Genomic DNA, 23,597 nt, shown 5'->3' on the forward strand with positions numbered 1-23,597 from the left:
GGCGGCAACGCGGAGCGTTGACAACCGACGACAACGCCGCAGATCGGCGTGCCAGACCCCGCGGCCCGCGGCATGATCCGCCGGACAGGCCCTAGGCGGCCACGCCCGCGTGGTGCACGGCGGCTCGCGCCAGGGCCCGCACGATCGGGTGCGGGCGCGAGCCGTCGCCGCCCAGTTCCGGCTGGAAGAGGGTGATCAGGAAGAAGGGGTGGCCGGGGAGTTCGGCGATCCGGGGCCGGCCCTCCTCGTCCTCGCCCGTGAAGCGCAGCCCGTGCTCGCGGAGCGTGTCGAGGTGGGCGCCGGGGCCGTAGGAGCAGTGGTAGCGCTCGATCGACGTGCGGGCACCGACGACGGACTCGGCGAGCGAGCCCGGGGCGATGGTCACCGTGCCCTCGTGGCCGACCAGCGAGCAGGCGAGCGGAGCGATGAGGAGGTCGTCCGCGTCGGGGTCGTTCTCGGCGTGCGCGACACCGGTCAGACCGCACACGTTCCGTGCGTACTCGAGAAGTGTGTGCTGGAAGCCGCCGCAGGTGCCGAGGAAGGGGATGCCGCTCTCGCGCGCCGTGCGGATCGCGGTGAGCGCGCCCGCCTCGCTGCGGTAGGGGCTGCCCGGCAGCACCCACACCGCGTCGAAGCCGCGCACGGCGTCCGGGTCCTCGGCGTCCTCGGTCGGTATCCAGTACGGGTCGAGCGCGAGGTGGTCCGTGGCGGTGAGGGAGTCCAGGAGGAGCGGGATGCGGGTGTGGGCGGTGACATTGGGGGAGCGGTCACCGACGAGGGCGATGCGGGCGGCGCGGGACGCGGAGGCGTCGGGGGCCGCGGAGCGCTGCGTTGCTGTGGTCATGCCGATCATCCTGGGCGCGGTCGCGGTTCACGTCCAACGACGAAATCTGCACGCTTCATAAGCGTTACTGATGCCCAGCACGATCTGCCCTGCACGATCCTTGAGGGCATGGACCCGCACCTCCTGCGCACCTACGTGACAGTGGCCCGCCTCGCCTCGTTCTCCGAGGCCGCCCGCGAGCTCGGCTACACCCAGTCCGCCGTCTCCCAGCACATCGCCGCCCTGGAGCAGGACCTCGGCGCGGCCCTGCTGACCCGCCGCCCGGTGGCCCCCACTCCGGCGGGCGCGCGCCTCCTGGAGCACGCCGACCCCCTGCTGCTGCGCCTTGACGCGGCCCGCGCCGAGATCGTCCGCATGGCGGCCGCCCCCGAGCAGGGCCTGACGCTCGCGGCCACGCCGACCGCGCTGACCCGGCGCACCCTGCGGGCCCTGCCCCTCGCGGGGGTCACCCTGTCCGTACTGCCCCACGACGAGATACCCGCGGCCGTGGCGACCGGCACCGCCGACCTCGGCCTCGTCGACGGTCTCGCCGCTCCGAACGACCCGCTGCGCCTCCCGGACGTGGCGCCGTTGACCGCGCGCGGCATCGCGCAGGAGCCGGTCGCCGTGCTGCTCCCCATGGACCATCCGCTGGCCGGTCGCGCGGGGCTGCGGCTCGCCGACCTCGTCGATGCCCGCTGGCTCGACGCCCCCGGCACCGGCATGCCGTTGGCCCGGCTCCGCACCGCCTGCGGCACGTCGGGCTTCCGGCCCGCGCTGCGCTACGACGGCACGGACCTGCGTACCCTCGTGGCGCTGGTCGCGGCGGGCCACGGTCTCGCCCTGCTGCCGCGGCCGGTGGCCGACGAGGCGCCGGGCACGGTCGCCGTGCCGCTGACGGCGCCCCGTGTCGTCCACCGTACGGAGCTGCTCCACGCGGGCGCCCTGCGCGGGCCCGCGGCGGCACTGGCCGCACAGCTGGACGTCACCCGTTCGTGAGGCGTCACCGTGGGGTCACTCCGGGTAGAGCTGTGGCCGGAGGCGAGCCATGGATGAGACCACGTTGCGTCCCAAGCCGATGCCGGGCCGGCACCCCGGCCGGAGTCAGGGCCCTGCCCCCGGGAAGAGCCGTCGCCCGCATGCCGCCAGGCGCCGCGGCGGGCGCCTGACGACCCTGTGGTTCGGGCTGCTCGGCGCGGCGGTCCTGGTGCTCACGGGCATCGGCCTCGGCACCGTGGGCGCCACCGTCATCGGCATGAGCAAGCTGGCGGAGGTGCGGAGCGAGACGGGGAAGGCGCAGCCGGGGGCGGCCGCTCCCGGCTCGGCCGCCGCCCCCGGAAGGCGGCCGCCCGGCCACCCGAAGAGGCCCCCGCGGCCACCCGCCGCGCCGCCCCGCGCCGCCGCCCTCGGCATCGAGGCGGTCGACTCCCCGAGGGGCCGGGGCGCCCTCCTGGTGGGCGTCCACATCCCGGGCCCCGGCCACACGGCCGGACTGGTGCGCGGCGACACGCTGCTGGCGTTCGGCGGCACCCGGATCGAATCGGCGGCCGGTCTCGCCACGGCCGTCGGCGCCGCACGGCCCGGCAAGCCGGTCACCCTGACGGTGCGCCACACGAACGGCGCCCGTCAGCTCCTGTCGACCAGACCGGGCATCGTGACGTGACACCGCGCCTCGCCCCGAGCTAGGGCGTGTCTTTCGGATCAGCCCGGGCCGATCCAAAAGACACGCCCTAGCGCCCCCGGACGCCCGGGGGGAGGATTCCTGACGTAGCCCACAGGAGGTCCTCATGAGCAGCGCGCCCGCGCCCTTCACCGTCGACGACTACCGAGCACGCATGGAGCGCGCCGCCACCGCAGCCGCGGACGCCGGGCTCGCGGGCGTTCTCGTCGCTCCGGGGCCCGACCTCGTGTGGCTCACCGGGTACCGGCCGACCGCGGCCACCGAACGGCTCACGGTCCTCGTGCTGGCCGCCGGGCAGGACCCCGTCCTCGTCGTGCCGACCCTGGAGGCCCCGGACGCCGCGAAGGCCGCGGGCGCGCCCGCGCTCACCCTGCGCGACTGGACCGACGGCAAGGACCCGTACGCCGTCACCGCGCCCCTCCTGGACGTATCGGGCCGCTTCGGAGTGAGCGACAACGCCTGGGCGATGCACCTCCTCGGCTTCCAGCAGGCGCTGCCCGGCACCTCCTACGTCTCCCTCACCCAGGCCCTCCCGATGCTCCGTGCCGTCAAGGACGCCGCCGAGCTGGAGCGCCTCGCGGCGGCGGGCGCGGCGGCCGACGCGGCGTACGAGGAGATCCAGAAGGTGCCCTTCGCGGGGCGCAAGGAGACGGACGTCGCCGCCGATCTCGCGGAGCTGCTGCGGCGGTTCGGCCACTCCCAGGTGGACTTCACCGTCGTCGGCTCGGGCCCCAACGGCGCCAACCCCCACCACGAGGCCGGCGACCGCGTCATCCAGCGGGGCGACATGGTCGTCCTCGACTTCGGCGGTCTGCTGCACGGCTACGGCTCCGACACCTCCCGCACGGTCCACGTCGGCGAGCCCACCGCCGAGGAGCAGCGCGTCCACGACGTGGTGCGGGAGGCGCAGGCGGCGGGCTGCGCGGCGGTGCGGCCCGGCGCCGCGTGCCAGGACATCGACCGCGCGGCCCGCGACGTGATCACCGAGTTCGGCTACGGAGAGCACTTCATCCACCGCACCGGACACGGCATCGGCGTCACCACCCACGAACCGCCCTACATGATCGAGGGCGAGGAGCAGCCGCTCGTGCCGGGAATGTGCTTCTCCGTAGAGCCCGGCATCTATCTGCCGGGGCGCTTCGGAGTACGCATCGAGGACATCGTGACGGTCACCGAGGAGGGCGGGCGGCGGCTGAACGCCACCGCCCGCGAGATGGCGATCGTCAGCTGAGAGACGTCAGCTGAGAGACGTCAGCTGAAGTCCGTGCGGGGGCCGGTGCGCGGCTCGCGGCCCGGGTAGTACGCGAGGACGTCGTACGGGTAGGGCAGCGGCCGCGCGCTCGCCGCCGTCAGCCGCTCGTGCTGCTCGGGCGTCAACTCCCAGCCCACGCAGCCGAGGTTGTCCGTCAGCTGCTCCACGGACCGCGCCCCGACGATCGGCGCGGTCACCCCGGGCTGCTGGAGGAGCCAGCGCAGCGCCACCTGTGCCGGAGTGCGCCCGGCCTCCTCGGCGACCTCAAGGACGGCGTCGACGACCTGCCAGGTCTCCTCCGTGGCGCGCTCCTCCCAGCTGCCCGCGCCCCGCGTGCCCTCGGGCGGCGCCGCCATGCCGCGCCGGAACTTCCCGGAGAGCCAGCCGCCGCTCAGCGGGCTGTACGGAATGACACCGACGCCCTCCGCCGCGCTGAGCGGCAGCAGCTCCCACTCGGTCTCGCGCGCAAGGAGGTTGTAGAACGGCTGCAGACAGGAGTACGGCTCCCAGCCGTGCGCCCGCGCCACGTCGAGGGCCTTCTGCAACTGCGCCGCGGAGTGGTTGCTCGCTCCCAGGTAGCGGACCTTGCCCGCCTTCACCAGGGTGTCCAGGGTGGACAGGGTCTCCTCGACGGGCGTCGTCGCGTCCCACACGTGCGTCTGGTAGAGGTCGATGTGGTCGGTGCCGAGGCGCCGCAGGCTCGCGTCGACGGCCGACATGATGTGCTTGCGGCTCAGGCCGCCGGCGTTCGGCGCGTCGCTCATCGTCGAGAACACCTTGGTGGCGATGACCAGTTCGTCCCTGCGGCGGCCCTTGAGCCAGCGGCCGAGGATCTCCTCCGACACACCGCGGCCGTACATGTCGGCCGTGTCGATGAACGTGCCGCCGGCTTCCGTGAAGGCGTCCAGCATGTGGTGGGATGTCGCCTCGTCCGCACCGATGCCGAACATCATCGTGCCGAAGCAGACCTCGCTGACGCGCAGACCGGTCCGGCCCAGAAATCGTTGCTTCATCGTCCGTCTCCCCTTGGTAGGCCCTCCGGAGAGGGCGGACGTGACGCTACCGGGTGGCCAGGATCACGCATGATTCGGCGGGCAGGCGCACCACGCCGTCCGGCCCCGGCGCCGCCACCGGCTCCCACGCGGCGACCACGCGCGCGTGGCGCCCGTCCAGCGGTACGACGACGGGCTCCTCGCCGAAGTTCACGGCGATCCGCAGATCACCGCGGCGGAACGCGAACCAGCGGGCCCTCTCGTCGAAAGCGACCCGCACCGCCGCCAGGTCGGGGTCGGTCAGGTCGCCCCGGGAGCGCCGCAGGGCGATCAGCTCGCGGTGCCAGGCGAGCAGCCGGGCATGGTGGCCCCGCTCGGGCTCCGACCAGTCGAGACAGGACCGGTCGCGGGTCCCGTGGTCCTGCGGGTCGGGAATGTCCTCCTCGGCCCACCCGTGCGCCGCGAACTCCCGCCGCCTGCCCCGGCGCACGGCCTCGGCGAGCTCGGGGTCCGTGTGGTCGGTGAAGAACTGCCAGGGCGTCGTGGCCCCCCACTCCTCGCCCATGAACAGCATCGGCGTGAAGGGGCTCGTCAGGGTGAGCGCGGCCGCGCAGGCGAGCAGGCCGGGGGAGAGGGAGGCCGAAAGGCGGTCGCCCTGCGCCCGGTTGCCGACCTGGTCGTGGGTCTGCGCGTAGCCCAGGAAGCGGTACGCGGGCGTCCGCGCGCGGTCCACCGGGCGGCCGTGGGCGCGGCCCCGGAACGTCGAGTACGTGCCGTCGTGGAAGAACCCGCGCGTCAGCGTCTTGCCGAGCGCGGCCAGCGGGGCCCGAGCGAAGTCTTCGTAGTAGCCCTGCGACTCGCCCGTGAGCGCGGTGTGCAGCGCGTGGTGGAAGTCGTCGTTCCACTGCGCGTGCATGCCGAGGCCGCCGCTCGCGCGCGGGGTGACGATCCGCGGGTCGCCCAGGTCGGACTCGGCGATCAGGGACAGCGGTCTGCCGAGCTCAGCGGCCAACGCGTCGACGGCGGCCGAGAGTTCCTCCAGGAAGTGGCACGCGCGCGTGTCCCGCAGCGCGTGCACGGCGTCGAGTCGCAGGCCGTCGATCCGGTAGTCGCGCAGCCAGGCGAGGGCGCTGCCGATCAGATACGCGCGCACCTCGTCCGAGCCGGGCGCGTCCAGGTTGACCGCGGCGCCCCACGGCGTCTGGTGCGTCTCCGTGAAGTAGGGCCCGAACGCGGGCAGGTAGTTGCCGGACGGGCCGAGGTGGTTGTGGACGACGTCAAGGATGACACCGAGCCCGTGCGCGTGCGCCGCGTCGACGAACCGTTTCAACGCCTCGGGGCCGCCGTACGGCTCGTGCACCGCCCACAGCGACACCCCCTCGTACCCCCAGCCGTACCGCCCGGGGAAGGGGCACAGCGGCATCAGCTCCACGTGCGTGACGCCGAGCTCCGCGAGGTGTCCGAGCCGGCCCGCCGCCGCATCCAGCGTGCCCTCGCGCGTGTACGTCCCCACGTGCAGCTCGTACAGGACCGCCTCCCGCACGCCGCGCCCCGCCCAGGGCGTGCGCCACGCGTAACGGTCGTGGTCGACGACCGCGCTCGACCCGTCGGGGCCGTCCGGCTGGCGCCGCGAGCGCGGGTCGGGCAGGACGGGGCCCCCGTCCACCGAGAAGCCGTACCGCGTGCCGTCCTCGGCCTCCGCCTCCGCCGTCCACCACCCTCCGCGGTCCGCGTCGCGCTCCATCGCGCGCGTGGAACCCGCGCACTCCAGCTCGACCCGCTCGGCCTCCGGCGCCCACACTTCGAACCTCACCGACGGTTCTCCCTCGTCCGCTGTCCGTCACACCGTGCGTCCCATGGTGCGTCAGAAGCCGTCGTTCCGTGGGAGGAAGCGGTCGATCGGCCTTCGGTCCACCCGTTCTGGACACCCGGGGCGCGGGTGTCCGACAATTGCCTGGTGACATCCTCTTTCGAGTTCTCCACGTTCCCGGCGGCGCCCGCGCGGGTGACGGACGCCGAGCGCGACCGGGCGCTGGACGCACTCAAGGAGGGCGCGGCCGTCGGCAGGCTCTCGCACGATACGTTCCTGCGGCGCATGGAGCTCGCGCTCGCCGCCCGCAGGCCCGACGAACTGGCCGCACTCACCGACGACCTGCGGACCGAGGGCCGCTGGTCACGCATGGTGCTCGGCGGCGTGGAGGCCGTCTCCGGGTTCACGATGAAGCTGCGCAGGGCCTGGGAGGCCGAGCGCCTGCCGAAGCTGCTGCTGCCGTCGCCCGACAGCCCCTACCCGCTGCGGATCGGCCGCGACCCCGCCAACGGACTGCGGCTCAGCCACGACACGGTCTCCCGGGTCCACGCCGAGCTGCGGCGGCAGGGCGGCATGTGGGTGCTGCGCGACCTCGGCTCGACGAACGGCACGTCCGTGAACGGGCGCAGGGTGACCGGTGCGGCGGTCGTCCAGGACGGCGACTCCGTGAGCTTCGGCAGGATGGCGTTCCGGCTCGCGGTGGACTGAGACCTCTTCCGGCGGGGCGGGCGCTCAGTCGCGCGCGTGCCACGCGGCCGCGACCGTCGTGCGCGACTGGTGCTCCACCTGATGCTCCAGCGGCACCCAGCGGGCCCTGAACCGCTCGGCGAACGCCTCGCTCCACTGCGTCACGAGCCGTTCGAGGCGCGGCGCCGCCCGGTCGCCCGCCTCGTCGAGGACCCGCAGGAGCATCGCGGCCGCCCGCAGGGGCAGCCGCCGACCGAAGGCGTCGACGCTGCCGATGCACGCCATGGAGGTGCCCGCGGGCGGCAGCCGCCGCCAGTCGTCGGCGAGCCCCGGCGCAACCAGGGCGAGCGCCCAGCGCGCCGCCCGCAGCGGCGGCCCCTCGGCCCCGGAGAGCCGCGGCAGCGCCTCGGCCAGGATCTCCTCGACGAGCCGCGCGTCCCGCCGCAGCCGCCTCGCGAGCGCCCGCATCGCCCGCACCGGCGCTGGGTGCGCCACTGAGGCCATCGCAGTACGCCATGGGGCGGAGGGCGTGTCAAGGACGGCATCACCCGTACAGCCGTACGAGGCCTGCGGCGCGGGCCGCGTGGTGGTCGTCTTGAAGACACCCGCGCGGCCGCTCGCCGCGCCGACGCACAGGTGGGAGCCCCGCGGTGCGCTGCCTCTCCGTCCCGCCCGAGGAGCCGATATCCGCGGTCACCCCGCCCGGCCTCGTCTCGCCCGCGCTCGCGCGGGACCCGTACCCGGCGTTTCGCGTGCTGCGGGAGCGGTATCCCCTGGCGCGCGACGAGTTTCTCGGTGCGTGGCTGGTGAGCCGGTACGGGGACGTGTGCGAGGCCCTCGCGCGGGACGAGCTCGTCGCGCTGCCGCCCGGGCGGACCCTCACGCACATGGAGGGCGCCACGCACCGCGCGCACCGCGCCCTGGTCGAACCCGCGCTGCGGGGCCGCGCCGTCGCCGCCCTCGCCGCGGGCGCCTCGCGCACCGCCCACGTACTGGCCCGCCGGATCGCCGCCCGCCGGGAGACCGACCTCGTCGCCGAGTTCTGCCGGTGGCTGCCGACCGCCGCCGTCGTGGCCGCGCTGGGCCTGCCCCACGAGGACACCGCACGCGTCCAGGGGTGGTGCCGGGGCGGCCTCGCCCACCTCGGCGGCGGCCACCACCAGCTGGACGCCTGGCTCCGCCCCCACCTGGCGCGGCGACGGGCCCACCCCGGCGACGACCTGCTCTCCGTGCTGTGCGCCGCCGAGGTCGGAGGGCGGCCCCTCTCGGACGGCACCGTGGCCGGCCTCGTCGGCTCGCTGCTCGGCGGGGGAGGTGAGACCACCGCGCTCGCGCTCGCCTCCTTCCTCGCCAACCTTCTCGACGACCCGGCGCAGTTGGCGCTGGTCCGTGCGCGGCCCGAGCTGATCCCCGCCGCCTGGGCGGAGTCCCTGCGCCGCGACCCGCCCGCACCCGTCGTGCGGCGCCGCGCCGTCCGCCCGGTCGTCGTGGCCGGGGCCACGCTGCCCGCGGGCGCGGTCGTGGCGTGCCTGGTCGGCGCCGCGAACCGGGACCCCGCGCGGTTCGCCGACCCCGACCGCTACGACATCCGTCGCGCGGACCCGGGCCGCCTCGCGTTCGGCGCGGGCCGCCACGCCTGCCCGGGCGCCGAACTCGCGGGCCGCACCGCCGGGTACGGCCTGCACGCCCTGCTGGACGCCCTGCCGGGACTGCGCTGGGCGCCGGGCTTCAGACCGGATCCCCGGGGGCTCCTGACGCGCGGCCCGCGGACTCTGCTCGTACGCCCACAGTGACGTCCTCGGTGACGCCCTCCGTGACACCCGCGTCGGCGACCCGCTCCAGGAGCGCCACCGGCGACACGGCGAAGAGCTCCGCCACGCACGCGTGGCCCTCGAACTGCCTCCCCGGAGCGAGCAGATCAGCCCACCGGCCCGCCGGGAGCGCCAGCTCCGTCTCCCGCCAGCCGCCCGCGTCGTCGAGCCGCAGGGAGAGCCGGGTCACCGCCACCACGACCTCTCCGGAGCGGGCGAACGCCAGGCAGTGCGCCGCGCCGGGGCCCTCGGCGGCCAGCGGCTCGTACGTCGCCGTGCCCCCGAACAGCTCCGGCCGCCGCGCGCGCAGCCGCAGCGCCGTCGCGGTGAGGGCCAGCTTCTCCTCCGAGAGGTCCCACCGCTCCCGCTGCGAGTCGAGCCGCTCAAGGACGTGCGGCTGGAAGCGGGCGGGCTGCCGGTTGTCCGGGTCGACCAGGGCGCGGTACTCGCCCTCGGTGCCCTGGTAGAGGTCGGGCACCCCGGGCATCGTCAGGTGCAGCAGCGCCGCCCCCAGGACGTTGGCCCGCACGTGGCCGCCGAGCTCGCGCGCGAAGGACGCCACCGCGTACAGGGGCGGCCCGCACGGCCCCGCCTCCACGAACGCGCCCACCGCGTTCTCGTACGCCTCGTTGGGCTCGGTCCAGCTGGTGTGCAGCCCCGCCTCCCGCACGTGCTTCAGGAGGGCGTTCTGCAGCCGCATGTCGTAGGGGAAGCCGAAGCCGACCGCCGTCTGCCAGGCCGCCCACGCCAGTTGGGGGTCGGGCGCGCATGTGCCGCCCACGCGCGAGGTCTGCTCGGTGACCTCGACGAGGAGGTCGGCCCACCGGTCGGGGCACTGGGTCAGGACGGAGATACCGGCCCGTACGTCGGCGCTCCGCTTGGTGTCGTGGGTCGTCAGGACGGTGCCCGAGTAGGGCCAGTCGCGCTGCACGCGCGCGCAGTACGCGTGGAACTCCTCCACCGGCACCGCGGGACGCTCGGGCGCCCCGCCCACCTCCGCCGCCGAGAGGAGCGGCGCGTGCCGGTAGAACGCGGTGTCCTCGACGGCCTTGGCCCGCAGCGCCGAAGCGGTCTGCGCGAACCGCGCCCGGAACTCCTCCACGGCCGGCAGGACCTCCGGAGCCACCCGCAGCCGCCCCAGCGCCAGGTCCCGCACGACGTCGACCGTCCGGGCCTCCTCGGGCACGCTGAAGGCCGCCCTGGCCTCCTCGGCGGCACGGGCGGTGAGCACCGTCTCGGGCGCGTCGCCCCCGGAGACGTACGGCCGGTAGACGGGCAGCCGCACGAGCAGTTCCCTGAGCGCGGTGCGCAGCATCCACGGCGCGTGGTCGCGCAGCGCGGGGACAGCCGCGCAGACGGCGCCCGCCGCGCGCGTGAGGCGGTCGACCTCGGCGGCCAGCTCGCGCGTGACGACCTTGTACGCGGCCCTGCGCACCGTCGCGTCCCAGTCGCCGCCCCGGTCGGCGGGCGGCGCGGCGAAGCGGCGGTACTGGCCGAGGAGCTCGCCGGCGCCCGCCGGGTCGGTGAGGACGCCGTCGACGTGCCGCAGCGCGTCGTATCCGGTGGTGCCTGCCACGGGCCAGGCGGCGGGCAGGTGTTCGCCGTCGGCGAGGATCTTCTCGACGACCGTCCAGCGCCCGCCGGTCGCCTCGTGCAGTCTCTGGAGGTAGGCCCCGGGGTCGGCGAGGCCGTCCGGGTGGTCGATGCGCAGCCCTTCGACGACGCCCTCGTGGAGCAGCCGCAGGATCTTCCCGTGCGTCGCCTCGAAGACGTCCGGGTCCTCGACGCGCACGCCGATGAGATCCGAAATGGTGAAGAAGCGCCGGTAGTTGAGCTCCGTGCGGGCGAGACGCCACCAGGACAGGCGGTACCACTGCGCGTCCAGGAGCTCCGGCAGCGGCAGCTCCGCGGTGCCCTCCCGGATGGGGAACGCGTGTTCGTGGTAGCGCAGTACGTCCCCGTCGACCCGCAGCCGCCCCAGCTCGTCGCCGAGCCGGCCGCCGAGGAAGGGCAGCAGGACGCGCCCGCCGCCCGCGTCCCAGTCGATGTCGAACCAGCGCGCGTACGGCGACCCCGGGCCCTCGCGCAGCACCTCCCACAGCGCGTGGTTGTACCGCGGCACCGCCGCCATGTGGTTCGGCACGATGTCCACGACCAGGCCGAGCCCGGCCTGCCGGGCGGTGCGGGACAGGGACCGCAGCCCCTCCTCGCCGCCCAGCTCGTCGCGCACGCGCGCGTGGTCCACCACGTCGTAGCCGTGCGTCGATCCGGGGACCGCTTCGAGCACCGGTGACAGGTGCAGATGCGAGACACCGAGCGAGGCCAGATGGGGGACGGCGGCCTCGGCGGCCGCGAAGGGGAAGTCCGGCTGCAGCTGGAGCCGGTACGTGGCGGTGGGCGGTGGCGGTACCGCGGGGCCGGGGCGCCCCGGCGTCATGCGCGTCATGCGAACGTACGTACCCGGTCTGGAGGCTTTCGTGTCATCGACTCATGCGTGTCCGCACTACGACGTCGTTAGCGTCGGACGATGGCTCAGAACACCCGGGACGCATACCGCACGGTGATCCGGATGACGGGGGCGCCGCTCCCCGTCGTCTCGTTCTTCGGCAGGCTCCCCGTGGCGATGATCCAGTTCGGCAGCGTGCTGCTGGTCACCGAGACCAGCGGGTCGCTGGCCACCGGCGGGATCGTCGCCTGCGCGCTCGCGCTCGGGCAGGTCTCCCTGGGGCCGTTCGTCGGGCGGCTCGCGGACCGGCACGGCCAGCGCACCGTGGTGCTCGCCCTCTCGCTCGTCAACGCCGTGGCGATCGCCGCGTACACCCTGGGCGCCCTCGCGGACCTGCCCACGCCGGGCCTCGTCGCCCTGGGCGCCCTGGCGGGCGCGACGATTCCGGGGATCGGCCCGCTCGCCAGGGCCCGCGTCGTCCCGCTGGTGCGCGCCAAGGGCGGCGACGACCGGCTCGCGAGCACCGTGCTGTCCCTGGAGAGCACCATGGACGAGCTCTCCTTCGTGCTCGGCCCCGCCCTGGTGGGCCTCGCCGCCGTGGCGGGCCATCCGGCGTACGCCTTCGGGGCGGCCGCACTGCTGGTCGCGGTCTGCGGCACCGCCTTCGCGCTGCACCCCACGGGACGTACCGCCGAGGCGGTCACCGGGGGAGCGTCACGCGCGCGTGGCGGCCGTGCGCCGCTGCCGCGGTCCGTGTACGTGGTGCGGGCCGGCCTCCTCTTCCTGGGTGTGCTGCTCGGCGCCTGCGGGGCGGGGATCACCGCGCTGACCGAGGAGCTGGGCCGGCCGGGTCAGGCCGGGCTCGTGTACGCGGCGATGGGTGTGATGAGCGCGGTGGTGGGGATCTCCATGGCCGCGCTGCCCGAGCGCTTCGGGCTGATCGCGCGCTGGCGCGCGGCGACGGCGGCCGCGGCGCTCCTGTCGCTGCCCCTGGTGTGGACCGACAGCCTGCTGGGCCTCTACGTAGTGGTCACTTTCTTCGGCGCGGTCTACGCCCCGAACCTCATCACCGGCTTCGCGCTCACCGAGCGCGCCGTGCCGCCGCGGCGGCTCGCCGAGGGCATGACCTTCGCGGCGAGCGCCTTCGTCGGCGGCCAGGCGGTGACGCTCGCGGTGGCCGGGCGGCTCGCGGAGTCGCACGGCGCGGGGGCGGCGTTCGCCCTCGGCAGCGCGGCCGCGGCGGTGGCGTTCGTGGTCGCCCTGATCGCCCGCCACGAACCCCACCGCCCCGATGTCCCCGCTCAGCCGCCCCGCGCCGCCGTCACGCCGGACGCCGCAGCACCGTGAGGCTCCGGTCGGCCAGCGTGAGCCGGTCGCCGGCCCGCACCTTCGGCCCCGGCTCCGGCGGCACCCCGTCCTCGTGCGCCGTGTCGATCACGAGCTGCCACTGACGGCCGTGGTTGACCGGCACCACGAACTCGATCGGCTCCGGCGACGCGTTGAACATCAGCAGGAACGAGTCGTCGGAGATCCGCTCGCCGCGCGGCCCCGGCTCCGAGATGGCGTTGCCGTTCAGGAACACGCTCAGCGCCCGCGCCTGTGAGGCGTCCCAGTCCCGCTGCTCCATCTCCTCGCCCTCCGGGGTGAACCAGGCGATGTCCGACAGTTCGTCGTGCGTGCCCTGGACCGGCCGGCCGTGGAAGAACCGGCGCCTGCGGAAGACCGGGTGGTCGCGCCGGAGCATCGCCATCGTGCGGGTGAAGGCGAGCAGCGAGTTCTCGCCGTCCGGCCAGTGCACCCACGCCAGTTCGTTGTCCTGGCAGTAGGCGTTGTTGTTGCCGCCCTGCGTGCGCGCGAACTCGTCGCCGTGGCTGAGCATCGGCACGCCCTGGGAGAGCATCAGGGTGGCGGTGAAGTTCCGCATCTGCCGGGCGCGCAGCGCCAGCACGTCCGGATCGTCCGTCTCGCCCTCGGCGCCGCAGTTCCAGGAGCGGTTGTGGCTCTCGCCGTCCTGGTTGTCCTCGCCGTTGTCCTCGTTGTGCTTCTCGTTGTACGAGACGAGGTCGTGCAGCGTGAAGCCGTCGTGGCAGGTGGTGAAGTTGATCGAGGCCAGCGGGCGCCGCCCGTCGTCCTGGTAGAGGTCGGACGAGCCGGTGAGCCGGGAGGCGAACTCCGCGAGGGTGCGCTGCTCGCCGCGCCACAGGTCGCGCACCGTGTCGCGGTACATGCCGTTCCACTCGGTCCACAGGGGCGGGAAGTTGCCCACCTGATAGCCGCCCTCGCCGACGTCCCAGGGCTCGGCGATCAGCTTCACCTGGCTGACCACCGGGTCCTGCTGCACGAGGTCGAAGAAGGACGAGAGCCGGTCCACCTCGTGGAACTGGCGTGCCAGCGTCGCCGCGAGATCGAAGCGGAACCCGTCCACGTGCATGTCCGTGACCCAGTGCCGCAGCGAATCCATGATCATCTGCAGTACGTGCGGCGAGCGCATCAGGAGCGAGTTGCCGGTCCCCGTGGTGTCCATGTAGTAGCGGGGATCGTCCATGAGGCGGTAGTACGAGGCGTTGTCGAGGCCCTTGTAGGAGAGCGTCGGGCCCAGGTGGTTGCCCTCGGCCGTGTGGTTGTAGACGACGTCGAGGATCACCTCGATGCCCGCCTCGTGCAGCGCCTTCACGGCCTGCTTGAACTCCAGGACCTGCTCGCCGCGGTCGCCCCAGGAGGCGTACGCGTTGTGCGGGGCGAAGAAGCCGATGGTGTTGTAGCCCCAGTAGTTGTTCAGGCCCATGTCCACCAGGCGGTGGTCGTTCACGAATTGGTGGACCGGCATCAGCTCCAGCGCGGTGACGCCGAGGCCGGTGAGGTGCTCGATGATCGCCGGGTGCCCGAGCGCCGCGTACGAACCTCGGAGCTCGTCCGGCAGGTCCGGGTGCAGCATCGTCAGGCCCTTCACATGGGCCTCGTAGATCACCGTCTCGTGGTACGGGGTGCGGGGCGGACGGTCGTCGCCCCAGTCGAAGTACGGGTTCACCACGACCGACGTCATCATGTGCGGCGCCGAGTCGAGGTCGTTGCGCTCGTCCGGCTCCTCGAAGTGGTAGCCGTACACCTCCTCCCCCCAGTCGACGCGCCCGCTCACCGCGCGCGCGTAAGGATCGAGCAGCAGCTTCGCGGAGTTGCAGCGATGCCCCTGCTCGGGTGCGTAGGGGCCGTGCGCCCGGAAGCCGTAGCGCTGTCCCGGCATGATGCCGGGCAGGTACGCGTGGCGCACGAACGCGTCGGACTCGCGCAGTTCGACGGCCGTCTCCGAGCCGTCGTCGTGCAGCAGACACAGCTCCACGCGCTCTGCGGCCTCGGAGAAGACCGCGAAATTCGTGCCGGCTCCGTCGTACGTGGCACCTAAGGGATACGCCTGCCCAGGCCAGACCTGCATGAATACGACTCTTCCACTAACGCCCCCTCTGAGTGGGGCCACTTCGGCCAGAGTCGCCCGGAAAGTGGGGCAACCACCCTGGAGTTGTACCCGTCTAACCGTCTGACCACATACTCGGTATGCCCACGAATGGGGCGCCAGGGGAGTAGGGGGAGTAGTGCGAGAGATAGTCAGACGCCACTTGGGGAAGGTGGTGGCGGGCGCGGCGGTCGCGGCCGTCGCCACCGCCGTGCTCGTGGGCGTCGCTCTGCCGGGATCGGAGGCAGGCGGCTCGGGGGACCGCCAGGCCAACGCGGCAGCGGCGAAGCAGGACGCCATCGCGAAGGACGGCGTCGTGGAGGCCGCGCCCGAGGAGGGCGCCAAGGGCATCGGCAGCGACCCGCTGACCGACGAGGAGATCGAGCGCGCCGAGAAGGCGTCGGTATCGGGACAGCTGCGCTCCAGCGCCCGGGACGTCGAGGGGGACCGCGGCCCGCAGCTGCTGTCCACCAACCTCAGCGAGCCCGACCCGACGGACAGCGGTGACGCCCCGCGCAGGGCCGAGGTCGTCTACTACGACTACAAGAAGGACACCGTCATCACGAAGACGGTGAACGTGGAGACCGGCAAGGTGGACGAAACGGTCACCACGAAGAACGTGCAGCCGCCGCCGAGCCAGGAAGAGCTCGTCGAGGGCGCCAGGCTGCTGATCGCCGACCCGCTCGGCAAGGGCCTGAAGAAGGACTTCAAGCACGCCACCGGCAAGGCGCTGACCGGACCGGACCAGCTGCAGCTGAGCGGCATGGTGTTCCGCAAGGAGACCGTGAAGCGCGTGCCGTCCGACCTCACCGAGTGCGGCAAGCACCGGTGCCTCCAGGTCGTCACCAAGGTCAAGAACGGTCCGTGGATCGACACCCGGGCCCTCGTCGTCGACCTGAGCACCCGCACGGTGGGCCGTCTCGGCTGATCCCGGCCGCCCGCGCAGGACACCACACATCAACTTCTCCTCTTACGAGGGAGTGCACTCCGTAATGCACGTCAACAGACTTTCGCGCGCCCGCAAACGGGCCACCATGGCCCTCGCGGTCTCCGCGCTCCTCGGCGGCGCCGTCACCGTCGCCTCTCCCGCGTCGGCGGCCCCGGCCAAGGCTCCCGCCAAGGCCCCCGCCCCCGCGGCCGACTGCAGTGACGCCTACAAGATCGAGCAGACCCTCGACGGCGGCACGACCTGGCGCATGTGCTGGCACTACAACTCGCTCTCCGGCCTGATCCTCGACAAGGTCAGCTACCAGCCGAAGGGCGAGGCCAAACCGATCCCCGTCCTGACCAGCGCCCGGCTCGCCCAGGTGCACGTCCCCTACGACGACGGCCAGGCCGAGTACGACGACGTCACCGGCACCGACTTCGGCCAGGCCCTGCAGAACCTCAACCCCGCTGAGTGCCCCGGCGGCACCATCAAGACCGTCAAGGTCCCGCACCGGGGTGACGTGAAGGGCCTGTGCACCACCACGCGCGCGCGTGGGCACGCGTACCGCCTCAACGACGACGCGAGCACCGGCGGCACCGGCAAGGTCTACACCGGCCAGGCCAAGGACCTGCTGGTCTACACCGTGAACAAGGCCTCCTGGTACGAGTACATAACGGAGTGGCGGTTCTCCTCGGACGGCACCATCACGTCCAACGTGGGCGCCACCGGCAGCCTCTCCCCGTACGACTACGACGGCGGCGACAGCCGCGGCTGGCCGATAGGCAAGGGCGACCAGGCCAAGGCCGAGAGCCACGCCCACAACGTCTTCTGGCGGCTCAACTTCGGCCTCGACGGCTCCCCGAAGGCCAAGGTCGAGCAGTACGACTCCAAGGTCACCCCGCCGACCGGAGACGGCAGCCCCACCACCAAGACCACCCGCACCAAGGTCACCAAGGAGCTCGCGGGCGACCGCAAGGACATGCGCTGGTGGCGCGTGGTCAGCGGGGCCGGCAAGAACAAGGACGGCCACCCGCGGTCGTACGAGTTCGTGCCCGGGGCGAGCAGCAAGCACGCCGGCCGGCCCTTCACCAAGCACGACGTGTACTTCACCCAGTACAAGAAGTGCGAGCAGTACGCGAGCAACAACCCGGGCTGCCCCAACGGCACCCCGGACAGCGTGGACAAGTGGGTGAACGGCCAGACCATGGACCACCCCATCTCCTGGGTGCACATCGGCTACCACCACATCGCGCGTGACGAGGACCAGCAGCCCATGCCGGTCCACTGGCAGGGCTTCTCGCTGGCCGCCCGTGACGTCACCGCTATGAGCCCGCTCACTCCGGCGGACCTCGCGAACCAGAACGGCCAGCCGCCGATCGGTGGTTGAGAAACCACCCTGCCCATCGGGCTGCACCTCCTGCCGCTCCCGGAGTACCCTTCCTTGATCGTTGACCGGGGGAGTGTCCGGGAGCGGAAGGCGGTGCGCGGGTGAGCTCGGGTGGTCGGGAGCTGCCCCCTGGTGACGAGGGTCACGAGGGGAGCTCCGCCGACGTACCCGCTGGAGCGGTGTCCCTGGCCCGGCCGATGGAGACGGGATCTCAGATCGGACCCGAACTGGACTGGGACGCCGACGCCTGGCGCGAGGTCCGTACGCGCGCCCAGCGCGCCGGGCGGGCCTACATCTGGCTGAATCTGGTCGAGCAGCGGCTGCGCGCGGTCGTGGCCGCTGTTCTGCGTCCCGTCTACGAACCCGTCCACGCCGACGACTGGGTCGTCGCCGCGGCGGGCCCCGCCGGGCAGGAGTGGGTGCAGCGGGCCGTCGCGGTGCGCGAGGTGAGCCGCCGCAAGGGATACCTGCTCGATCCGGCCGACGACAACGTCCTCAGCTTCCTCACGCTGCCGCAGCTGCGCGAGCTGATGGTGCAGCACTGGCCCTGCTTCGAGCCGTACTTCGACGACCGGCGCGACGTCGAGCTCGCCCTCGACGAGCTGGAGGTCACCCGGAACGTCGTCTCCCGCAACCGGGCCCTCTCCGAGGCGGTCCTCGCCCAGGCGGAGCGCGCCTCGGCCCGGCTCCTGGACATGCTCGGCTCGGGCACCGACACGCCCTCCGCGCGCCGGCTGCCCGTCGACGCCGTGGAGGACCTGGTCGGCGACCGGTACGCGGACGTGGTGGGGGTCTACGGGGACCGGGTGCGGCTGCTGCGGCAGTTCCCCGCCGAGGACATCTTCGGCGGCGCCCGCCGACTCGACGCGATCGGCATCGGCCTCAACCTCCTCGTGCAGAACTTCTCCGGGCGCCGCCTGGTCAGGCTCGCCGAGTCCGGGTGCCGGGTGCGGCTGCTGTTCCTCAACCCGGCGAGCAGTTCGGTCAAGCGACGGGAGCGTGAACTCGGCATTAGGAAGGGCGAGTTGAGCCGTTCCGTCGAGATGAACATTCTGCACATGCGCCGGGTCAGGGCGCGGCTGCGCGATCCGGGCGCCTTCGAGATCCAGGTCTTCGACGAGACGCCGCGCTTCACCGCGTACCTGGTCGACGGGGACGGTGCGGACGGCATCGCCGTCGTCCAGTCGTACCTGCGCAGGACCCGTGGGATGGAGGCGCCGGTGCTGGTGCTGCGGGGTGGCAGCCGGGTGGTGAAGTCGGGCGATCCGGGCGAGGGCGGTCTTTTCACCACATACCGCGAGGAGTTCGAACTGGCCTGGGCGGACTCGCGGCCGGTCTCCTGACCTCCGGGCCACCCTCCTGACCGGCAGAAGCGGAATGCGGTCCTCGGATTGTCAGTGGCGCATGGGATCGTGGTGGTCACTGGGGGAAAGCACCACAAAGAAGGGGGCGGCCATGGGCTGGCACCAGGAGCTGCTGATCGGTTTCGACCTGGAGACGACGGGGACGGACCCGAGCGAGGCGCGCATCGTCACCGGCGCTGTCATCGAGGTCAAGGCCGGTGAGACGCTGGGGCACCGCACCTGGCTCGCGGACCCGGGGGTCCCGATCCCCGCCGACGCGGTGGCCGTGCACGGCATCACGAACGAACGGGCGGCGGCCGAGGGCAGGCCCGCCGACGAGGTCGCGGACGCGCTCGCCGGCGTCCTCACCTCCTACTGGCAGTCGGGCGTCCCGGTCGTGGCGTACAACGCGGTCTTCGACCTGAGCCTGCTCTCCGCGGAGCTCCGCAGGTACGGCCTGCCGTCGCTGCGCGACCGCCTCGGCGGCATCGACCCCGGCCCGGTGATCGATCCGTACACGATCGACCGCTCCGTGGACCGCTACCGCAGGGGCAAGCGGAACCTGGAAGCGGTCTGTACGGAGTACGGCGTGCTCCTGGAGGCCGCCCACGACGCCGCGGCCGACGCCCAGGCCGCGGCCCGCCTCGCCTGCGCGATAGCCGACCGCCACCCGAAGGTCGCCTCCCTCGGCCCGGCGGACCTGCACCGCCGCCAGATCGAGTGGTACGCGGAATGGGCGGCGGACTTCCAGAACTTCCTGCGCAAGAAGGGCAACGCGGACGCGGTGGTGGACGGTGTGTGGCCCCTGAGGGTCGAGGGCGTCGAGGGCTAGCCCCTCAGAAGGGGTACCAGCGGACGGTCGCGTCGCCGTCCCGCAAGGACGCCACCCGCCGGCGGAACTCGGCGAGCGCCTTCGGGTTGGCCGGCGCGTGCTGCGCGACCCACGCGCAGCTGGCCGTCTCCCGGGCGCCGCGCAGCACCGCGCACCCCTCCCACTCCCGCACGTCCCACCCGTAGACCGACACGAATCCGTCGTACGCCTCCGGGGAGAGGCCGTACCGGTCGCGGGAGAGTGCCATGACGACCAGATCGTGCTCCCGCAGATCGGAGGAGAACGTCTCCAGGTCGACCAGCACGGGCCCACTCGGACCGACCACGACATTGCGGGGGAGCGCGTCGCCGTGGATCGGCCCCGGCGTGAGGTGCGGGGTCAGCGCCGCCGCGGCGGCGAACCCGTCCCTGCGCTCGCGCAGATAGTCCGCGTCGGCCGGGTCGATCGCGTCACCGGCGAGCCGCAGCCAGCGCTCGACGCCGCCGAGCAGTTCACGGCGGGGCAGTTCGAAGGAGGGGGAGCCGGAGGAGGGAGAGCCGGAGAGGGAGTCGGAGGGGGAGTCCAGTTCGTGGACGAGACGGAGCAGGGCGGCGACGTCGCGCGGCTCGGCCGGCCGCACCGCCTCGGGGAGACGGTGCCAGAGCGTCACCGGATGGCCGTCGACCAGCCGCGCCTCCGCTTCGGCGGCCCGCACGGCGGGGACGCCCGCCTTCTCGAGCCACGCGGCGACGGTCAGCTCGCGGCGCGCCCTCGCGAGGAGTTCGGGGACGGCGCGACCGACCTTGACGACCAGCTCGCCGACGGCGAACACCGCGTTCTCGCCGAGCGTGAGCAGCCGGGCCCCGCCCGCCGGAACCGGCAGCTCCGCCGCGTCCAGTACGTCCCGCGCCCGCGCCTCGTCCATCCCGTGCCTCCCGCACCTGTCGCCCCGTTCGTCCGACAGTCTCGCATTCGCACAGGCCAACCGGCGTGCGAGGGCGCGCAGCTGCTTGACGTACCAAGATCACATCAGCACGATGACGGGGGCCGCCGGGGCGGCCGGACCCGTACGAGCCGCCCGAAGGAGCCGATTCCGTGACATTGGCGACCGCGCCGAAGCGGTCAGCGAGAGGCGCGCCGGGGCGCGGGGCCGCGGACCACGGCGCGTGGTTCCTCGTGCTGCCCGCCCTGATCCCGATCCTGGTCCTCAGCGTCGGCCCGCTCCTCTACGGCATCGCGCTGGCCTTCACCGACTCCCAGTCGGGCCGCACCGAACCCACCCAGTGGATCGGCGCCCTCAACTTCCAGGACCTGCTGCACGACACGCTGTTCTGGGACTCGTTCAGGATCGGCCTGCTGTGGGCCGTCGGCGTCACCGTGCCGCAGTTCTTCCTCGCCCTGGGCCTCGCCCTCCTGCTCAACCAGCCGCTGCGGATGCGCTGGCTGGCGCGGGCCCTCGCGATCATCCCGTGGGCGATGCCCGAGGTGGTCGTCGGCATCATGTGGCGGCTCGTCTACCACCCGGACGCGGGCGTGCTCAACGAAACGCTCGCCGACCTCGGCCTGGGGGACGGCAAGGACTGGCTGACCGGCACGGCCACCGCGCTCCTCGCCGTGATCGTCGTCGGCATCTGGGCGGGCATGCCGCAGACCACCGTCGCCCTGCTCGCCGGACTGCAGAACACCCCGCGCGAACTGCACGAGGCCGCCGCGATGGACGGCGCGGGCGCCTGGCGCCGGTTCCGCACCGTCACCTGGCCCGCGATCAAACCCATCGCCCTCGCCATCACGGCGCTCAATTTCATCTGGAACTTCAACTCCTTCGCCCTGGTCTACGTCCTCACCCAGGGCGGCCCCGGCGGCCGCACCCGCCTGCCCATGCTCTTCGCCTACGAAGAGGCGTTCCGCTACGGCCAGTTCGGCTATGCCGCCGCCATGGGCTGCGTGATGGTCGCCGTGATCTCCGTCATCCTCGCCTTCTACCTCGTGGGCCGCCTGAAGGGAGGCGACGAGGCATGATGCGTACAAAGAAGTCGACACGCGCCGCGCAGTACGTGGCGCTCGCCGCCTATCTGGTCTTCCTCGCCTTCCCGTTCCTCTGGCTGATCTCCACGGCCTTCAAGCCCGCACGGGAACTGGGCAGCCTGCACCCCACCTGGATCCCGAAGGACCCGACGCTGGAGAACTTCCGGCAGGCCTTCGACGAGCAGCCGCTCCTCCGGGCCGCCGGCAACTCGCTGATCGCGGCGCTCAGCGCGGCCCTGATCGCGGTCGTCATCGCGACCCCGATGGCGTACGTCATGGCCAGGCACCGCAGCCGCCTCGCGAAGGCGGCCACCGGCTGGGTGGTGATCAGCCAGGCGTTCCCGTTCGTCCTGATCATCATCCCGCTGTTCCTGATCCTGAAGAACCTGCACCTGATCAACTCGCTGGCCGGACTGATCCTGGTGTACGTGGTGTGGTCGCTGCCGTTCGCGCTGTGGATGCTCGTCGGGTACGTCCGCGCGGTCCCCACGGAGCTGGAGGAGGCCGCGGCGGTGGACGGCGCGAGCAGGGTGCGGACGTTCGTGTCGGTCGTCGCGCCGCTGCTCGCGCCCGGCATCGTGGCCACGGCGATGTTCGCCTTCATCACCGCGTGGAACGAGTTCTTCTTCGCGCTCGTCCTGCTCAAGACCCCGGAGAAGCAGACCTTGCCGGTCATCCTCAACCGTTTCATCGGCTCGGAGGGCGTCGCCGACCTCGGGCCGCTCGCGGCGGCGGCGTTTCTCGCGACCATCCCCTCGCTGGTCATCTTCGCGATCATCCAGAAGCGGATCACGGGCGGCATGCTGGCCGGGGCGGTGAAGGCATGATGCGTACGACACCACGGCTGCTCGCGGCCACGGCGACCGCCCTCGCACTGCTGCTCACCGGCTGCGGTGGCGACTCCGGCGACGACGACGGGAAGATCACCCTCCAGTTCCAGTCCCTGGCCTGGCAGAAGGAGTCCGTCGACGCCAACAAGGCGCTCGTCGAGGAGTGGAACGCCACACACCCGGACGTCAAGGTCGAGTACCTCCAGGGCAGTTGGGACAACGTCCACGACCAGCTGCTCACCTCCTTCGAGGGCGGCGAGGCGCCGGACATCATCCACGACGCCTCGGACGACCTCGCCGACTTCGCATACGGCGGATATCTCGCGGACATCGGCGACCTGCTCCCCGAGCGCCTCAAGGCCGACATCCCCGAGCGCAGCTGGGAGACGACGACCTTCCGGGGCAAGGTCTACGGCGTGCCGTTCCTCCAGGAGCCGCGCGTCCTGATCGCCAACGCGAAGTGGCTGAAGAAGTCGGGCGTACGGATCCCGACGCCCGAGAAGCCCTGGAGCTGGGCGGAGTTCCAGCGGATCACCAAGGAGCTCGGTGCCGGCGAGGACGGGAAGTACGGCGTCGCCTGGCCGCTCAAGGAGCCGGTCTCCGCGACGCTCAACCTCTCGCTGTCGACCGGCGGCAGGATGTTCCACCGGGGTGCGGACGGCAAGGTCGACGTCCGCTTCGGCGCGGCCGACGCGATCATGCCGCGCACGGTTCACGACCAGGTCAACAACGACAAGAGCGCCTCGGGCACGACCCTCGGCATGGGCGGCTCCGACACCCTGCCCGGCTTCTTCGGCGGCAAGTACGCGATGGTTCCGCTCGGCTTCTCGTACCGCCAGCAGATCGTCCAGCAGGCGCCCGAGGGCTTCGACTGGCAGGTCCTGCCCGCCCCGGCGGGCGAGGACGGGCTCGCGCAGGGCGTCAGCCCGCAGACCCTGTCCGTCTCCGAGGACAGCCCGCACAAGAAGGAGGCGGCCGAGTTCATCGACTTCTTCCTCCAGCCGGACAACATGGTGAAGCTCGCGCGCGGCGACTGGATGCTGCCCACTGGCACGGAGGCCCTGAAGGATCCCGCCCTGCGGACGGAGAAGGACGACTGGGCCGCGGGTACGGTGCTCGCCGAGCATCTGCGGCCTGCGCCCGCGCAGACGGTGCGGGGTTATCCGGAGTGGAAGGACAAGGTCGCGACGCCTGCGCTGCAGGAGTACTACAGCGGGGCGATCGGCCTCGATGAGCTCAGGAAACGGCTCGTCAAGGACGGGAATCTGGTGCTCAAGAGGTATCAGCGGTAAGGGCTTCGTGGGTGTTCTTCCCTGCGGGCGC

At 72.7% G+C, this 23,597-nt stretch carries 19 protein-coding genes and 1 pseudogene; 13 read left to right on the plus strand and 7 right to left on the minus strand.

Translation table 11 applies throughout. The features are described from left to right. Positions 1 to 91 precede the first annotated feature (91 nt). Positions 92 to 844, minus strand: a complete 753-nt coding sequence (locus tag ACI2L3_RS33375; RefSeq protein WP_404756150.1) for a hypothetical protein — start codon at positions 842 to 844, stop codon at positions 92 to 94. 108 nt (positions 845 to 952) lie between these two features. On the opposite strand from ACI2L3_RS33375, the gene ACI2L3_RS33380 reads away from it, so the two are divergent. The 3 genes from ACI2L3_RS33380 (at position 953) to ACI2L3_RS33390 (ending at position 3,735) form a co-directional block, all read left to right on the plus strand. Continuing rightward, complete coding sequence (locus ACI2L3_RS33380; RefSeq protein ID WP_404756151.1) at positions 953 to 1,822, plus strand: LysR family transcriptional regulator; 870 nt, start codon at positions 953 to 955, stop codon at positions 1,820 to 1,822. Between the two features lie 49 nt (positions 1,823 to 1,871). After that, the gene (locus ACI2L3_RS33385) at positions 1,872 to 2,486 is read left to right on the plus strand and encodes a PDZ domain-containing protein (protein WP_404756152.1); all 615 of its coding nucleotides are present in this window, start codon (positions 1,872 to 1,874) and stop codon (positions 2,484 to 2,486) included. Positions 2,487 to 2,610: 124 nt separating this feature from the next. Next, positions 2,611 to 3,735, plus strand: coding sequence for a M24 family metallopeptidase (locus tag ACI2L3_RS33390; protein ID WP_404756153.1), 1,125 nt, complete (start codon positions 2,611 to 2,613; stop codon positions 3,733 to 3,735). Positions 3,736 to 3,755: 20 nt separating this feature from the next. Here the strand turns inward: ACI2L3_RS33390 and ACI2L3_RS33395 are convergent, their stop codons facing one another. Together ACI2L3_RS33395 and treZ are read right to left on the minus strand one after the other, a co-directional pair. Next, positions 3,756 to 4,769 (minus strand): aldo/keto reductase, encoded by a 1,014-nt coding sequence (locus ACI2L3_RS33395; protein ID WP_404756154.1) that lies wholly within the window; start codon positions 4,767 to 4,769, stop codon positions 3,756 to 3,758. A gap of 46 nt (positions 4,770 to 4,815) precedes the next feature. Continuing rightward, entirely contained in the window at positions 4,816 to 6,561 is a 1,746-nt protein-coding gene (treZ, locus tag ACI2L3_RS33400) for a malto-oligosyltrehalose trehalohydrolase (RefSeq protein WP_404756155.1), read from the minus strand. 144 nt (positions 6,562 to 6,705) lie between these two features. Here treZ and ACI2L3_RS33405 point away from each other — a divergent pair, with 144 nt between their 5' ends. Further along, on the plus strand, positions 6,706 to 7,266 hold the full coding sequence (locus ACI2L3_RS33405; protein WP_404756156.1) for an FHA domain-containing protein: 561 nt from the start codon (positions 6,706 to 6,708) through the stop codon (positions 7,264 to 7,266). Positions 7,267 to 7,290: 24 nt separating this feature from the next. On the opposite strand, the pseudogene ACI2L3_RS33410 reads toward ACI2L3_RS33405, so the two are convergent. Continuing rightward, positions 7,291 to 7,740 (minus strand): annotated as a pseudogene (locus tag ACI2L3_RS33410) (3-hydroxyacyl-CoA dehydrogenase); the annotation flags it as partial. Positions 7,741 to 7,895: 155 nt separating this feature from the next. Between ACI2L3_RS33410 and ACI2L3_RS33415 the strand changes: the two are divergent. Further along, positions 7,896 to 9,038: a cytochrome P450 gene (locus ACI2L3_RS33415; RefSeq protein WP_404756157.1), complete on the plus strand. Its 1,143-nt coding sequence runs from the start codon at positions 7,896 to 7,898 to the stop codon at positions 9,036 to 9,038. Here ACI2L3_RS33415 and treY read toward each other — a convergent pair. After that, positions 8,974 to 11,493 (minus strand): malto-oligosyltrehalose synthase, encoded by a 2,520-nt coding sequence (treY, locus tag ACI2L3_RS33420; protein ID WP_404756269.1) that lies wholly within the window; start codon positions 11,491 to 11,493, stop codon positions 8,974 to 8,976. The genes ACI2L3_RS33415 and treY overlap by 65 nt on opposite strands. Before the next feature lie 90 nt (positions 11,494 to 11,583). Between treY and ACI2L3_RS33425 the strand changes: the two genes are divergently transcribed. Continuing rightward, a complete protein-coding gene (locus ACI2L3_RS33425) occupies positions 11,584 to 12,849 on the plus strand; it encodes an MFS transporter (protein ID WP_404756158.1) in 1,266 nt (421 codons plus the stop codon). Here ACI2L3_RS33425 and glgX read toward each other — a convergent pair. Continuing rightward, positions 12,824 to 14,932: a glycogen debranching protein GlgX gene (glgX, locus tag ACI2L3_RS33430; protein WP_404756159.1), complete on the minus strand. Its 2,109-nt coding sequence runs from the start codon at positions 14,930 to 14,932 to the stop codon at positions 12,824 to 12,826. The two genes, ACI2L3_RS33425 and glgX, sit on opposite strands and share 26 nt — an antisense overlap. A 190-nt stretch (positions 14,933 to 15,122) precedes the next feature. On the opposite strand from glgX, the gene ACI2L3_RS33435 reads away from it, so the two are divergent. From ACI2L3_RS33435 to ACI2L3_RS33450, 4 genes are all read left to right on the plus strand, one after another. Beyond that, the gene (locus tag ACI2L3_RS33435; RefSeq protein WP_404756270.1) at positions 15,123 to 15,878 is read left to right on the plus strand and encodes a Tat pathway signal sequence domain protein; all 756 of its coding nucleotides are present in this window, start codon (positions 15,123 to 15,125) and stop codon (positions 15,876 to 15,878) included. A 64-nt stretch (positions 15,879 to 15,942) separates the two neighbouring features. After that, complete coding sequence (locus ACI2L3_RS33440; RefSeq protein WP_404756160.1) at positions 15,943 to 17,265, plus strand: copper amine oxidase; 1,323 nt, start codon at positions 15,943 to 15,945, stop codon at positions 17,263 to 17,265. Positions 17,266 to 17,366: 101 nt separating this feature from the next. Further along, positions 17,367 to 18,608, plus strand: a complete 1,242-nt coding sequence (locus ACI2L3_RS33445) for an SAV2148 family HEPN domain-containing protein (RefSeq protein WP_404756161.1) — start codon at positions 17,367 to 17,369, stop codon at positions 18,606 to 18,608. A gap of 112 nt (positions 18,609 to 18,720) precedes the next feature. Next, on the plus strand, positions 18,721 to 19,440 hold the full coding sequence (locus tag ACI2L3_RS33450; protein WP_404756162.1) for a 3'-5' exonuclease: 720 nt from the start codon (positions 18,721 to 18,723) through the stop codon (positions 19,438 to 19,440). A gap of 4 nt (positions 19,441 to 19,444) precedes the next feature. Here the strand turns inward: ACI2L3_RS33450 and ACI2L3_RS33455 are convergent, their stop codons facing one another. Then, positions 19,445 to 20,344 (minus strand): phosphotransferase, encoded by a 900-nt coding sequence (locus tag ACI2L3_RS33455; RefSeq protein ID WP_404756163.1) that lies wholly within the window; start codon positions 20,342 to 20,344, stop codon positions 19,445 to 19,447. A 170-nt stretch (positions 20,345 to 20,514) separates the two neighbouring features. On the opposite strand from ACI2L3_RS33455, the gene ACI2L3_RS33460 reads away from it, so the two are divergent. Genes ACI2L3_RS33460 through ACI2L3_RS33470 form a run of 3 tightly spaced genes read left to right on the plus strand, consistent with a single transcriptional unit; the run spans position 20,515 to position 23,566 of the window. After that, positions 20,515 to 21,438 carry a carbohydrate ABC transporter permease gene (locus ACI2L3_RS33460; RefSeq protein ID WP_404756164.1) on the plus strand — a complete coding sequence of 308 codons (924 nt, stop codon included), beginning with the start codon at positions 20,515 to 20,517 and terminating at the stop codon, positions 21,436 to 21,438. Beyond that, positions 21,435 to 22,271 (plus strand): carbohydrate ABC transporter permease, encoded by an 837-nt coding sequence (locus ACI2L3_RS33465; RefSeq protein WP_404756165.1) that lies wholly within the window; start codon positions 21,435 to 21,437, stop codon positions 22,269 to 22,271. The genes ACI2L3_RS33460 and ACI2L3_RS33465 overlap by 4 nt, the downstream gene beginning before the upstream one ends. Continuing rightward, positions 22,268 to 23,566 carry an ABC transporter substrate-binding protein gene (locus tag ACI2L3_RS33470; RefSeq protein ID WP_404756166.1) on the plus strand — a complete coding sequence of 433 codons (1,299 nt, stop codon included), beginning with the start codon at positions 22,268 to 22,270 and terminating at the stop codon, positions 23,564 to 23,566. Before ACI2L3_RS33465 ends, ACI2L3_RS33470 begins: the two co-directional genes overlap by 4 nt. The last annotated feature ends 31 nt before the right edge of the window (positions 23,567 to 23,597 follow it).

The sequence above is a fragment of the Streptomyces sp. NPDC029674 genome (genome assembly GCF_044903205.1).
GTDB lineage: Bacteria > Actinomycetota > Actinomycetes > Streptomycetales > Streptomycetaceae > Streptomyces.